Genomic DNA, 13,173 nt, shown 5'->3' with positions numbered 1-13,173 from the left:
ATAATAAGCTTTTTGCCCAGCGATGAGTTAAAGGTTTGTTTAATTTCGCTCATTATTTTATTGTAAATGAATATTTACGCAAAAGTATTTATTAAATACCAAAAGATATAAATGCTTTTTAGTAATTAGCGGGCAATTAGCTATTTAGAAACAATCTAAAAGGAGGTGGTTTTAATTAAAAACCTTGTGTGTTTTTTGCGTTTAATAGTAATTATATTACTTTAGTGGTTGCCAACTCCCTATGTTAAAAATGAAATACATTTGCTTTATTCTCCTTGCGATAACATTTGCCGGTTGCAAGCGTACGCAAGGTGATATTGAAATTACCGGTACCGCCCCCGGCGTAACCTATGGCAATGTTATTATAAGGGATTTAGCAAACAACAATGTTTTCAGAACGGATATTGAAGAAGGGAGGTTTAAATTCAAAAAGTATCTGCAGTATTCGGGTTATTATAAAATGCTATACGCATCTAAAGCTACCAAAGGCATCACGCGCGAGGTGGAATTGTATCTTGAACCGGGCACCTACGCCATCAACATAGACCAAGATAGAATAAACGATTATCCGCGCGTTACCTCATCATCGCAAATGCAAACCCAGCTATCGGCCTATTACGCTATTAATGATACGCTGGTACACCAGGCACGCCAAAAAGTAGTTGCTATTAATCAGCAAATGCAAAAAATGGATAATGGGAACATGAGGTCGTCTGCCGAAACCGATAAACTAAGTAAAATGCAAGCCGAAGAAATGAGAACCAATCAGGTTGATCAGTTAAGCGTTTTTACTGCCTTTATGGTTAAATTTCCTGACAACGAGGTAGCCGCTCACCTGATGACCCACATGGATTACCAGGATGATCCGGTGGCTTTTTACAGGCTTTTTACCCGGTTTAGCTATGCTGCTAAAAACAGCGATGACGGCAAGATACTTGAAGGAAAGTTGAAAGAGCTAAGCAAACTGGCCCCTGGCGGTACCGCACCCGCCATTGCCGGTACCACGCCCGATGGTAAGGAGGTGAATATTAAAGCCATGAACAAAAAGCTGATACTGCTTGATTTTTGGCGCTCAACCAATGGAACAAGCCGCGATAACCATGCGCAGATAATTAGCCAGTTGATGCAATTAACCTCTAAAGGTTTTGATGTAGTAAGCATATCATTTGATACCGACAAGGATAAATGGCTGACAGCTATAGATCGTGACCAAATGAAATGGACACAGGTATCAGATCTTAAAGGTGACGACTCGCCAAACGGGCCAAACTGGGGTATAAAAAGCATACCGGCTTATTACCTGGTAGATGGGAAGGGGCTTATTATAGAACGCGTTGTAGATTTTGCCGATGTGCCTGCCGCAGTTGATAATTATTTTAAACATCACTAATCAATAGCCATTACCTTATCTTTCAACACTGCAAAAATGCGGTCGGTTTTCAGGTTTCGTATAGCTACGCGCCCGGTAAACTTACCAAAGGACGGGAGTATGGCTTGTCTTTTCCCAAACGCAAAACAAGGCAGCGTTAAACTTTGCCGACCCTTGCCTGTTAAATTTATGCCGGGGTGTATATGTCCGCAAAAAACATAACCAGTTAGCTCATCCAATTCTTCTTCGGCTTGCGGGTGGTGCAGCATCAGGAAAGGCTCTATTAAAAGCGAATCATGCAAACTGATATTCAATTGGTGGTAATGGTCGTCATGCACAATATCATGGTTGCCGCGTATCAGTATAATTTCAAGCTTGGGGAATTGTTGCCGCCATAGCTTGAACCAGTCCCAATCGGCATTCATATCACTATGGAACAGGTCGCCCAGGAACACTATTTTTTCAGGCCGATACTCATGGATCAGGTCCGATAATACTCCCAGATCACCCTGCTCCATATCCCGCGGCACTGCTATCCCTGCTTTGCGAAAGTGACCCACCTTACCCAAATGCACATCGGCAGCAATTAAAGTTTTTTGCTGTTGCCAGTAAATGGCACGCTGCGGTAATAGTAAAAGATCCTGGTTTAATAATGTAAAAGGGGTGGCCGCACTCATCTTCATAATTGGTGCAAAAGTAATAAAAGGAGGAAACTAATTAGACAGTCGTTAATCCGGACTAACAATTATTAATAATCTAATCCTCCAACAAAATATAATAAGCATCTGCAGGGAGTTTTAGCGCTACACCGTCAGCAGAAATTTGCAGATCCAGCTTTTTAATGGCGTGGCCCGCAGCGTCCAGTTGTATCGCTTTTTTAATGAGTTTATTTTTAATGGCAATACTCCCATTTACCGGCATAGCCAACCATGGCATTTTACCGGTATTGGTTATTTTAAAGCCCGTAAGTTGTTGGTTTTTATTGGTTATTGTTGTAGGTTCTTCCCCCCAATTGGTAGGCCTGAATATGGTGCCTACCTGTAGCAGTATTTTTTTTGAGTGGTCTATGTTGATGCCATCCATACTTACCAGTTCGATAGTTGCATATTCATTGGTCGAGGTGATTGTTACTCCGCTTAAATCAAACACCCCTTTGCTGCTTAAAAACCCGGTTACAGCCTTTGCTTTGGGTGTGTTTAGCGTGAAAATTCCATCCTTATAATTCAATGCCTGCTCGCCGGTTACTGAGGTGACTTTGCCTTCTTTGGTATTGATCAATTGAGCAAGATCTGCCGATACCTTGAATGTGTCTTTTTTGCTATTATAAGTGGTAGATACATTACCGGTTAAAAAAGTTAGCGGCGATAGCTTGCCTTGTCCTTCATTCTTTTTATCACCGATCACAAAATCACGATTAGGATCAAAAGATTGCTCTTCGAATATCGGTGGGACGTAACGGTCAAGCATGCTGTTCATGGTTCGCTGTTCGGTTACCGCTTTGGCCTCTTTTACATAGCCTAATCGTTGTATCAACGCGTTGGCCGGGAACATCCCCATTTCGCCGGGGGTTGATGTTGTCCAACGGTTTAAAGGGTGTTGCCCTTTTATGTTAAGGAAGGTATAATAAGGTTGCGTTGCAAAGTTTACAGCACTCGGGCTAAACCAAAAGAAAGCATCTAAACCTGTAAGCCCGCCGTAGGCGGCTACCAATAGGGGTCCTTCTGTTTGATATTTATTGGGCAGGTTCCAGCCGCTTTCGGTCACCATCATGGGGTGGCCTGCAACATGTTTAACGTTGGTTGGCATATCTGCCGGGTTTTTTAGTGCCGATGGTGCCCCATAAAAATCACCGGGATCTATACGCCAGCCCGCGTTGGCCCCCTTATGCTGCGGGTCGAAGTATTTGTTTACAGCGATAACGTCCGCTCCGCTGTTGGCCCAACGCTCCAGATCAAGCAAGCGGCTTTGCGATGCGGTACGCCAATTATTGCCATTTATTAATTGCTTACACCCCAAAACATCACGATAGTAATGCACCATGTCATCATAAAAACCACGTTGCCTGGCGGCATAAAATTCTACCTGATCTCTTACCCGTTTCTGCGTGCTTTCTTTAGGCGGAAGTGTTAGATCATAAATAGGCAACAAGGCCATGGTATCTTTAATGCTTTCTAACGGACCATATTTATTTCTCAACCATTTAGAAAATTGCACACCAACCGTTTTTGCCAACTCGGGTTTTATGCCACTCATGGTCCAGAAAAAAGGCGAGTCTTCGTTTTCTACCTGGATAATGGCTACCGCAGGTTCGTCTTTTAGCGCAACGTGGGTGTACGGGTTAGGCGTGGTATATAAATATTTAACCCAGGTTTTATAACCCACTTTTAGTTTATCATTAAAATACAACACCGCCCACATGTCGTCCTTGCCCGAGTAGCCGTCAATGCCCCATTCTTTGGGTATCCAGCCGCCCATGTGCCCATTGGCGGGCCAAAAGGGCGATATGACAGTATAAATGCCTTGTTTTTTCATGGCCGCCACGCAGCGCCATATATTACGCGCCTCGGTGGTATCTACATCATTAATAGAAGTGTTTTTACCCTTGGGATTAATAGCGCCATGATAGCGTATTAGGTTAACCCCCATTTTGGCCAGGAACTTAGCCAGGCTATCTAATTTTTGATCGTTAAATCCACTAGCCATGCTACCGCCATTGCAGGCCCAAAAACGGATCTCTTTATGTTTGCCGTTTACAAACGAGTTACCATCGGCACTTAGTTTTATAAACCCGTTTTCGCCTGCGAAATGCTCGTTGAGGTATCTCAGGTTTAGCAGATCACCATCCGGCGATCCTCCTTCGGAATAAGAAAATGTCCACCAGCTTTTATCGGGTACCTGTGCAGTGGTTAAAAGAGTCATTAACACTAAGCTAAACAAACACGCTATTTTTTTCATAAGGATTGTACAGCTTACTGTTAGGTATCTATTTGTTTTATTTTTCGGTCTTTATCACAGCGCTTACCGCGTGGCCTATCGAGCCATTTGGTGCCTGTATGTGTAATAACGAAGCAACGGTTGGGGCAATATCGGTCATATACGTTTGGTTGGCTGTACTGCCGTGATTAATACCCCAGCCCATAAACACCATGGGTATGTGGGTATCATAAGGGTTCCAGGTGCCGTGGGTTGTGCCGGTAGTGCCGGCATCGCCAGAGCCGTGACCGGTAAAATAACCCGGTTTTAAAATGATCTGTATAACACCGCTATTGGCTATGCTATAACCATTAATAATACGCATACGCAACTCCTCCGGAATATTGGCTGTTGTTGCTTTTTGCATATCAATCGCGAAAGCAACAGCCGGTTGTTTTTCAAAAAACCGAATACAATCAGCCTTTATTTCCTCTTCATTAAGCTTATCGCTTTTAATTGCGGCATAGTTTAAATTTACCTGGTAATTGGTAATGCTTATTATCAGCCGGGCAGTCTTGTATTTATCCTGTAATACTTTGTTCAACTCTTTTAGCGCAGCGCCGTCATCCCATACATCCGCAGGGATTTTATGATCTTGTAAAAAAGAGGTATTGTGCGCGGCACCGTGGTCGGCAGTTAAAAATATGGTGTATTGGCCCTTGCCAACTTTGCCATCCAGGTAAGTGAAGAAGGCAGCCAGATCTTTATCTAAGCGCAGGTAAGTGTCTTCAACTTCAACAGCATTAATACCGTATTGATGGCCCACATAATCGGTTGATGATAAACTCACCGCGAGGAAATCAGTCACCGGGCCCTGTCCCATTTTTTCGGCATTGATAGCCGCTATTGCCAAGTCAAGCGTTAAGGTATTACCATACGGCGTACTGCGGATCATCCCTAAATTGCCTTTATATAACTCGGATGTTTTTACAGGCAAGGTCGCGCTGGTTGCGCCTTTAAATTTGCCCTCGTATTTACTTTCGTCAGGCAGGGTTTGTATGTAGGTACTTACCGGATAAAGGGGATTCCAGTCTTTCTTTAAATAAAACTCGGGTAGTTTTTTGGCATTAAAATCTTTCATCCATTGCGGCAGGTCGTTCATGTAATAAGTACTGGTTATCCAGTTACCGCTTTTGTCGTCAAACCAATAAGCCGCGTTAGCGGTATGCCCGGCAGGTAAGATACCACCGCGATCCTTCAGCGCTATACCGATAACTTTCGACCGGAAATTTGTTGCCAGCCTCAACTCATCAGTAACCGTAGTAACCAATAAGTTGCGCGGCGACATTTTGCCCGCGTCTGATGTACTGCCCACTGTTTCCACCGAGTTATCCTCGGCGCAATACATGGATTTACCGGTAGCTTGTACAATAAAGTCATTGCCTGCTATGCCATGTATTGCCGGTACAGAACCCGTATAAATTGCGGTATGCCCGGCAGCTGTTACTGTTGGTATATAATCAATATTTGCGTTTTCGCAGCTAAAACCTTCATTCAGCATTCTTTTAAAGCCACCATTACTGTAACGATCATAAAAACGATACAGGTAATCCCAACGCATTTGGTCTACCACTATGCCTACCACCAGTTTGGGGCGGGGTAAGGTGGTTGATACAGTAGCTGTAGTTGTTTTCTTTTTGGATTGCGCGGTTACATTAACAGCAACACAAACGCTTAGCAGTAATAGAAGGTGTTTAAATTTCATGATGTAATATTAAGAAACTCAAATATCAATATACAATTATAATTGCAGATGAATTTTTTATTAATATTAAGTACCAAAAGGAAAGGTTAACAAAGTATGCTGGCTGGCAGTATGCAGATCTCGCCAGGCACGGTTGATCTCACTATCGGCGCTCGCCGCTACCAATCCGCAGAGCGGATAAAGCCGATCAACGATTTCTCTTGCAGTTATTGCCAGCCGGCGGCTGGTAATGCTAACTGCATTCAGCTTTGCATCGGGCACTACTTTCTCTGCCATTATCGCCTCCCATGAAATATCAACTGCTTCAAAAAATGCTTTACGCAGATCGGTCATTTCTTTATTTGCCAGAGCCAGCGTATCAATTAAAAACATTTTTTGCTGATTGGTAAGCCGCGGATGGTTCATCCTGTTGTTAAACACATCGGCACAAAGGTCTATAAAATGTATCACGATGCCCGATATATTAACCGCCAGCGTAGCCTCGGCCAGTTGCAAAAATGAGTAATGATATAAAGCGCCATCAACTTTTACTGCTGACGGATCAATTTTAAATTGCCGATCTCCCGGCACAACTAAACCCTTAATCTCAAAAGCATCACTGCCGGTAGCCACCATGCCGATATATTTCCAGGCGGGCAGGATAGTAACATCTTTTTTGTCAAATATAAACGGTAATACCAGTTGCTCGCCATCATCATTTAAAACCGGCGAATCGTTGTTTTTTATAGCGCAATTAGCAGTAATGTGAGTGGCATGATGCGCGCCGCTGGCGTATTTCCAACTGCCGTTAATAAGGTAGCCGCTTTCGGTGATCTCGGCTGTTCCGCCTACAGCGCCGCTGCCGGCCAGGCAAACGTGCGTATTGTTAAATATCCGCTGTGCAACTTCCGGCTCAATAAATCCGCCGAACCAACCCGCGCCGCTGCAAAGAGTGACTACCCAGCCGGTGCTACCGTCTGTCCAACTGATAGCTTCCTGTAGCCGCACCAATTCGGGCAGGATTATTTGCCGACCGGTATAAACATCAGGCACTAATAATTTAAACCAACGTTCCCGGTAAATTACTGCCAGTTGCTCGGGGTGCAGCATGCCTAATCGTTCGGCTTCGGTGGCGGTGTTTCTTATGGTATTTATATCATCCGTAGTAATAAATGTGGATGGGTGTGGTATGCTGTTTTCCATGTTTAAGTAGTTAAAGCGAGTTGGGTCTCGTTATCTTTTTTCCAGATAGCGCGCCATTCAAAAAAACCGAAGATGGCTACGATAAACAAAATCAGCGTAAGCGTGGCAAACATTATTAAATGCTTATAACAAAGCAGTGGTATGGCAAACAGATTAGAAACGTTTAGTAGTATCCAGTTTTCCAACTTACGCCTTGCCAACAACCACATGCCTGCCCATGCCGTTGATGATACCCAGGCATCCCATACCGGTACGTTTGATGCGGTGAATTTTTTAAGGAGCACATAAAAGATAACCCAGCCCACTACTACTATCAGGATGGTAATTATCCATTCTTGTTTAGTGGCCCAGGTAATTTTTACCGGCGGCGCATCGCGTCTTTTTATCCAATGCACCCAGCCATAAACACTCATTACTATGTAATAAATGCTTAATGCCGATTCTGCATACAGCCCCGCTACCATTAAAATATAGATACCTGTTATAGTACCCACTATCCCGGTAGGATAAAGCCATATATTATTGATCTTGGCCAGTAGTACTTCGGCTACGCCCAATATTACGGCCAGCCATTCCCACAAGGTGGTTTGGTTTACCTGGTCGATAAACAGTTGCAGCCATTGATGTATGTTTATCATTATTGGCTTATGATTTAATTTTGTGAAACCTATTAAACAACAATGGCAGGATTTGTTATCCTGCCATTGTTGTTTTTAGAATTTAATATTTACCGATGCCAGGAAATTAGCAGGGGCCTGTGCAAACCAGTAGTTATAATTTACAACTTTACCACTTTCAATATCAGGATAGGTTGCGCCATCTGATTGGTATTTGGCACTGAACACGTTATTGATCAATAAGCCGATACCGATATTTTTAACGCCTTTTATGGCGAAGTTGTAATTCAGCCTTACATCATTTACAAAATACCGTGGCAATGAGCGGCTTTGGGTTGAGGTATTATCTAAATACTGCTGACTAACATATTTGCTGATAAAGGCGATCTCTGCATTTTTTATAGGCTGGTAACTGATAGTGCTTGCCCCGGTAAGGTTAGGCGAATAAGCTATATCTGTTTTAGCATATTGGGTTGCGGCCAAAGTGCTTGTATCATAATTATATAAAAACTGCTGGAAGTTTTTAACCTTATTAGTGCTTACCGTAGCGTTAACAAACCAGTTTAGCTGTTGTGTTATATTAACTTTAGCATTTGCCTCAATACCTGCACGATAGCTATCGGCAATATTGGTGCGGATAGCTTCGCCAACATCATTTAACGCTCCTGTTAAAACCAATTGATTTTTGTATAGCATATAAAAGCCGTTAATGCCTGCGCTAAAGCCTGTTTGGCTGGTGCGGTAGCCTACTTCCAGGTCCTTTAAATTTTCTGCCTTAGGGCGGCTTGATGGTGATGAGTTTACAAAATCGCTACGATTTGGCTCATGGTTACCTATAGCTATTGACGCGTAAACATTGCTGTTATCATTTACCTGATAGGTTATACCCGCTTTAGGGTTAAAAAAGTTTAAGCCTACTTGTTGCTGTACATTCTTCAGGTTTTGATCGTACCCTAAAAACGAGTAACCGATGTGGCGGTATTGCACATCACCATATAATAATACATTGCCCAAATGATACTCGGCACGGGTAAACAGGTTAAAGTCTGTTTTCTTGGCATTGTTGCGCGAGTACTCATAATCCTGCGGGATGTTGGTGCTTTGCTGTGTCCACTCAATGTTATCATAATGGCGACCTTTGTATTCGTTATACGCACCGCCCAATGTTATATCTAACTTAGTACTTGGTTTGTAGTTGAAATTATACGTTGCGCCATAAAAATCATTGTTTAGCCATAAGCGGCGTATCAAATCGGTTGTGCTGATGGTAGTGCCGCCAACAACAACCGGGGTAACACCATAGTCGCTTAATGCGGCATCGTTTTTATATTCTTCGTAATAACCGTAGCCGTGGGTATAATGCAATGCCCCGCTAAATGATAGCTTTGGGCTGAGTTGCTGATTATACAATAACTGGTAATAGTTCTGGTTATAATTATCAGTTTGATTACCATAGTATTTCCCGGTCGCGTTAATATAACCCAACTCGTTATACTTACGATTGCCAAACTTTACACTATCCTCGGGCACACCGTCCCAGGCCTGGTGGGTTTGCTCGTATCCGCCAAAAACATTTAGGCGTAATACGCTGGTTTTGCCATAATATGCTCCGCTTAAAAAATAAGATCGAAGCGTGGATGCCGAGCGGTCTATGTAACCGTCTGACCGCATGTTTGATAAACGTCCATCAAAACTATAATGTCCGCCTAATAAGCCTGTACCCAGGTTAATGGTGTTCTTTAAAGTTCCGTACGAACCCGCCGAGCTATTCAGCTCTGTATAGGCGCTATCACGGCGGGTGGTAGTTTGTATGTTGATACTTGCACCAAAAGCACCAGCGCCGTTGGTTGATGTACCCACGCCGCGCTGTACCTGTATATTATCAACAGACGAAGCCAGGTCAGGCAGGTCGACAAAGTATACACCCTGATCCTCGGCATCATTCATAGGGATACCGTTTAGGGTTACGTTAATGCGGGTAGGGTCTGATCCGCGAATGCGGATACTAGTATAACCCACACCTGCACCCGCGTTTGATGTTACCACGGTTGATGGCGTTTGCTCCAGCAAATACTCAAACCCACGACCCGAGTTGTTTTTGTCGATGTCTTTTTTACTCAAATTGGTAAATGCCGTAGGCGAGTTGGCTGATGCACGGGTAGCGTTTACGGTAACCTCTTCAGTTAAAAAGGTGTTTTTGGCTAAATTGAACACTATGGAAATTTTATTACCTCCATTAAGATGCACCGTGTCAGAAATTGGGTGGTAGCCTAAATAAGTTGCATTAATAACAAAAGTTCCCGATCCTGGAAGCGTAATCTGGAATTTGCCATCTTCATCAGTAGATGTTTGAGTGGGATAGCTTTTAATACTAATAGTGGCTCCGGGCAGCGGTCTTCTACTTGAGTTGTCTTTTACCGTACCGGTAATAGTGAATTGGGCCGATGCCAGGACAGGCAGCAGCAAGGCAAATAATGCCGTAAATAAATTTTTCAAAGTTTGTTAAATAAAAAAATGTTAAACCATCTGCACACCAGGGTTGAATACGCAGTACACTTAACTTATTACCTCTCCCTACGCCGGCATTACCCGGATCAGGTGCATGTTGGTGAGTGATGGGTGACGAGTTGTGAGTGATGAGTATAAAACTCAAAACCTATAACTCAATACTCATAACTCAAAACAATGGGTTTGATCTCAGCCTGTCTTTCAGTTTGGTAAAATACGCTGCAGCATATTTAGTCGTTCCAAAGCAAGGCACCCCTTGAGAATTATGAGGCAAAGGTATTTTTTTTATTTCGGAATCCAAGCGTTCAATTTCGGTTTGTTGTTTTGACTTGCCAGATTTGTCGTATAACACTAACGCCCCATTAACTAAATTCGAAATCGAAAATCCGAATTTCGAAATCAAAACACTACTTTTGCAAACTTTATAAAACACGTTACCATGTTAAGAACACATACTTGCGGCGAACTAAATATCAATAATTTAGGCCAAACAGTAACTTTATGCGGATGGGTACAAAAATCGCGCGATTTGGGCGGCACAACTTTTATTGATGTGCGCGACCGTTACGGTTTAACCCAATTGGTATTAAATACAGATAGTGATGCTACTCTACGTGAAACCAGTCGTGGGCTGGGTCGTGAATTTGTGATACAAGTTACAGGCACCGTAATTGAACGTACCAACAAAAACACTAAAATATCAACCGGCGAAATTGAGATAACGGTTGAATCAATTGAAGTGCTTAACTCATCAAAAGTTCCTCCGTTTATGATAGAGGATGAGACTGACGGCGGCGAAGAGCTAAGAGCAAAATATCGTTATTTAGATTTGCGCCGTAATCCTATACGCAACAACCTGGTGCTTCGCCATAAAATGGCGCAAGAGGTACGCAAGTATCTGGATATGCTTGATTTTATAGAGGTAGAAACCCCGGTACTGATCAAATCGACACCGGAAGGCGCGCGTGATTTTGTGGTGCCAAGCCGCATGAACCCGGGCGAGTTTTACGCCCTGCCGCAATCGCCGCAAACGTTTAAGCAGTTGCTGATGGTTAGTGGTTTCGACCGTTATTTCCAGATCGTAAAATGCTTTAGGGATGAGGATCTACGCGCCGACCGCCAGCCGGAGTTTACGCAGATAGATTGCGAAATGGCTTTTATTACGCAAGAAGATATCCTAAATATATTTGAGGGCTTAACCCGCCATTTATTTAAAGCCGTAAAAGGTATTGAGTTTAATGATTTCCCGCGGATGCAATATGCAGACGCGATGCGTTTATATGGATCAGACAAACCGGATATCCGTTTCGGGATGCAGTTTGTTGAGCTAAATGATATTGTTAAAGGCAAGGGTTTGGGCATATTTGATAATGCCGAACTGGTTGTCGGTATAAACGCCAAAGGCTGCGCCGATTATACCCGTAAACAAATAGATGAGCTAACCGAGTGGTTAAAACGCCCGCAAATTGGCGCTACCGGGATGATCTATTGCCGTTATAATACCGATGGTACGTTAAAATCATCAGTAGATAAGTTTTATACCGAGGATGACCTTACCAACTGGGCAGCCGCATTTGAAGCTGAGCCGGGAGATTTAATTTTAGTGTTAGCCGGCAATGCCGATAAAGCACGCAAGCAATTAAATGAGCTGCGTTTAGAAATGGGCTCGCGTTTAGGCTTACGCGATAAAAATACTTATGCGCCGCTATGGGTGTTAGATTTCCCGCTGTTGGAGTGGGACGAAGAAACAGAGCGCTATCATGCCATGCACCACCCGTTCACCTCGCCTAAGCCAGAGGATATTGCCATGCTGGATACTAATCCCGGCGATGTGCGTGCCAATGCTTATGATTTGGTTATAAACGGCACCGAAATAGGTGGCGGCTCTATCCGGATCCATGACCGTGCTTTGCAGGCTTTAATGTTTAAACACCTGGGCTTTACACAAGAAGAGGCACAAAAACAATTTGGCTTTTTGATGGACGCTTTCGAGTATGGCGCGCCGCCGCATGGTGGTATAGCTTTTGGATTTGACAGGTTATGCTCTATTTTCGCCGGATTAGATTCTATCCGCGATGTGATAGCGTTCCCTAAAAACAATTCGGGCCGCGATGTGATGATTGATTCACCATCAACTATTGCCGATGCGCAGTTAAACGAATTAAAAATTAAAACGGCGCTTTAAGCCAGGCATATATAATAGTTTTTACCGTTTGTCGTTATGGCTACATTAACGGCGATAATATTTTGTAGTTTTGCGCAAATGCTAAAAAGTGTTAAATTTTAAAGCCTTTGTATATTTTTTAAGTATAGTTGCATAGAAAAATCCGCATGAAAAAATACCTTATACTATTTAGCCTGTTCATTATTGGTTTATCGTCTTGCCAAAAACTTGATTCGACCGTTGTTGCAGGCAACCAGGCAACCGTTGATGATGCTAAAATACAAGCTTATTTAACGGCCAATAAACTTTCGTATACTAAAGATGTCAGTGGCATTTATTACCAGATAGTTACCCCCGGTACTGATCCAAAACCAACAAGCAACTCATCCGTGAAAATTACATATAGCTATGGGTATCTTAACGGTGTAGCCATTGGCAGTGTTGTGGGTATTCAAGCCAAGTTAAGCGGCTTTAACGTTGCCGGATTGCGCATAGCCGTAACTAAAATAGGTACAGGAGGCCGTATTATGATAATAGTACCATCGGGACTTGCACATGGCTCTACCGCAACGGACAGCATTCCGGGCAACTCTATACTTGTTTATACTATTGACCTGATAGGCATACCAGCCAGCTAGGCTATTGCATGTTTGTT

Annotated in this window: 9 protein-coding genes; 3 read left to right on the top strand and 6 right to left on the bottom strand. The window is 43.2% G+C overall.

Going from position 1 to position 13,173, the window contains the following annotated elements; genetic code table 11:
• Positions 1-250 precede the first annotated feature (250 nt).
• A complete protein-coding gene (locus JWQ34_RS05515) occupies positions 251-1,390 on the top strand; it encodes a TlpA disulfide reductase family protein (RefSeq protein WP_299355128.1) in 1,140 nt (379 codons plus the stop codon).
• On the opposite strand, the gene pdeM is transcribed toward JWQ34_RS05515, so the two are convergent.
• The 6 genes from pdeM to JWQ34_RS05485 all read right to left on the bottom strand — a co-directional run bounded on the left by pdeM (position 1,387) and on the right by JWQ34_RS05485 (position 10,342).
• Complete coding sequence (gene pdeM, locus JWQ34_RS05510; protein WP_299355125.1) at positions 1,387-2,052, bottom strand: ligase-associated DNA damage response endonuclease PdeM; 666 nt, start codon at positions 2,050-2,052, stop codon at positions 1,387-1,389. The two genes, JWQ34_RS05515 and pdeM, sit on opposite strands and share 4 nt — an antisense overlap.
• Before the next feature lie 73 nt (positions 2,053-2,125).
• Positions 2,126-4,324: a hypothetical protein gene (locus JWQ34_RS05505; RefSeq protein WP_299355122.1), complete on the bottom strand. Its 2,199-nt coding sequence runs from the start codon at positions 4,322-4,324 to the stop codon at positions 2,126-2,128.
• 37 nt (positions 4,325-4,361) lie between these two features.
• Complete coding sequence (pafA, locus tag JWQ34_RS05500; RefSeq protein WP_299355119.1) at positions 4,362-6,047, bottom strand: alkaline phosphatase PafA; 1,686 nt, start codon at positions 6,045-6,047, stop codon at positions 4,362-4,364.
• Positions 6,048-6,113: 66 nt separating this feature from the next.
• Positions 6,114-7,229 carry an acyl-CoA dehydrogenase gene (locus tag JWQ34_RS05495; protein WP_299355116.1) on the bottom strand — a complete coding sequence of 372 codons (1,116 nt, stop codon included), beginning with the start codon at positions 7,227-7,229 and terminating at the stop codon, positions 6,114-6,116.
• Between the two features lie 2 nt (positions 7,230-7,231).
• On the bottom strand, positions 7,232-7,867 hold the full coding sequence (pnuC, locus tag JWQ34_RS05490) for a nicotinamide riboside transporter PnuC (protein WP_299355113.1): 636 nt from the start codon (positions 7,865-7,867) through the stop codon (positions 7,232-7,234).
• Positions 7,868-7,942: 75 nt separating this feature from the next.
• On the bottom strand, positions 7,943-10,342 hold the full coding sequence (locus JWQ34_RS05485; protein WP_299355109.1) for a TonB-dependent receptor: 2,400 nt from the start codon (positions 10,340-10,342) through the stop codon (positions 7,943-7,945).
• A gap of 451 nt (positions 10,343-10,793) precedes the next feature.
• Between JWQ34_RS05485 and aspS the strand changes: the two genes are divergently transcribed.
• Both aspS and JWQ34_RS05475 read left to right on the top strand, forming a co-directional pair.
• A complete protein-coding gene (aspS, locus tag JWQ34_RS05480) occupies positions 10,794-12,539 on the top strand; it encodes an aspartate--tRNA ligase (protein ID WP_299355106.1) in 1,746 nt (581 codons plus the stop codon).
• 146 nt (positions 12,540-12,685) lie between these two features.
• Positions 12,686-13,156, top strand: a complete 471-nt coding sequence (locus JWQ34_RS05475; RefSeq protein ID WP_299355103.1) for an FKBP-type peptidyl-prolyl cis-trans isomerase — start codon at positions 12,686-12,688, stop codon at positions 13,154-13,156.
• Positions 13,157-13,173 lie beyond the last annotated feature (17 nt).

The sequence above is a fragment of the Mucilaginibacter sp. genome (assembly GCF_028288185.1).
Classification (GTDB): Bacteria; Bacteroidota; Bacteroidia; order Sphingobacteriales; family Sphingobacteriaceae; genus Mucilaginibacter.
Note: the sequence above shows the minus strand (reverse complement) of the source record. Positions and strands in the feature narration are given on the sequence as shown.

Bases quoted from the DNA above. Each gene is read 5' to 3' on its own strand.
- pafA (WP_299355119.1), bottom strand. From the start codon at position 6,047: ATGAAATTTAAACACCTTCTATTACTGCTAAGCGTTTGTGTTGCTGTT.
- pdeM (WP_299355125.1), bottom strand. From the start codon at position 2,052: ATGAAGATGAGTGCGGCCACCCCTTTTACATTATTAAACCAGGATCTT.
- JWQ34_RS05515 (WP_299355128.1), top strand. From the start codon at position 251: ATGAAATACATTTGCTTTATTCTCCTTGCGATAACATTTGCCGGTTGC.
- JWQ34_RS05505 (WP_299355122.1), bottom strand. From the start codon at position 4,324: ATGAAAAAAATAGCGTGTTTGTTTAGCTTAGTGTTAATGACTCTTTTA.
- aspS (WP_299355106.1), top strand. From the start codon at position 10,794: ATGTTAAGAACACATACTTGCGGCGAACTAAATATCAATAATTTAGGC.
- JWQ34_RS05495 (WP_299355116.1), bottom strand. From the start codon at position 7,229: ATGGAAAACAGCATACCACACCCATCCACATTTATTACTACGGATGAT.
- pnuC (WP_299355113.1), bottom strand. From the start codon at position 7,867: ATGATAAACATACATCAATGGCTGCAACTGTTTATCGACCAGGTAAAC.
- JWQ34_RS05475 (WP_299355103.1), top strand. From the start codon at position 12,686: ATGAAAAAATACCTTATACTATTTAGCCTGTTCATTATTGGTTTATCG.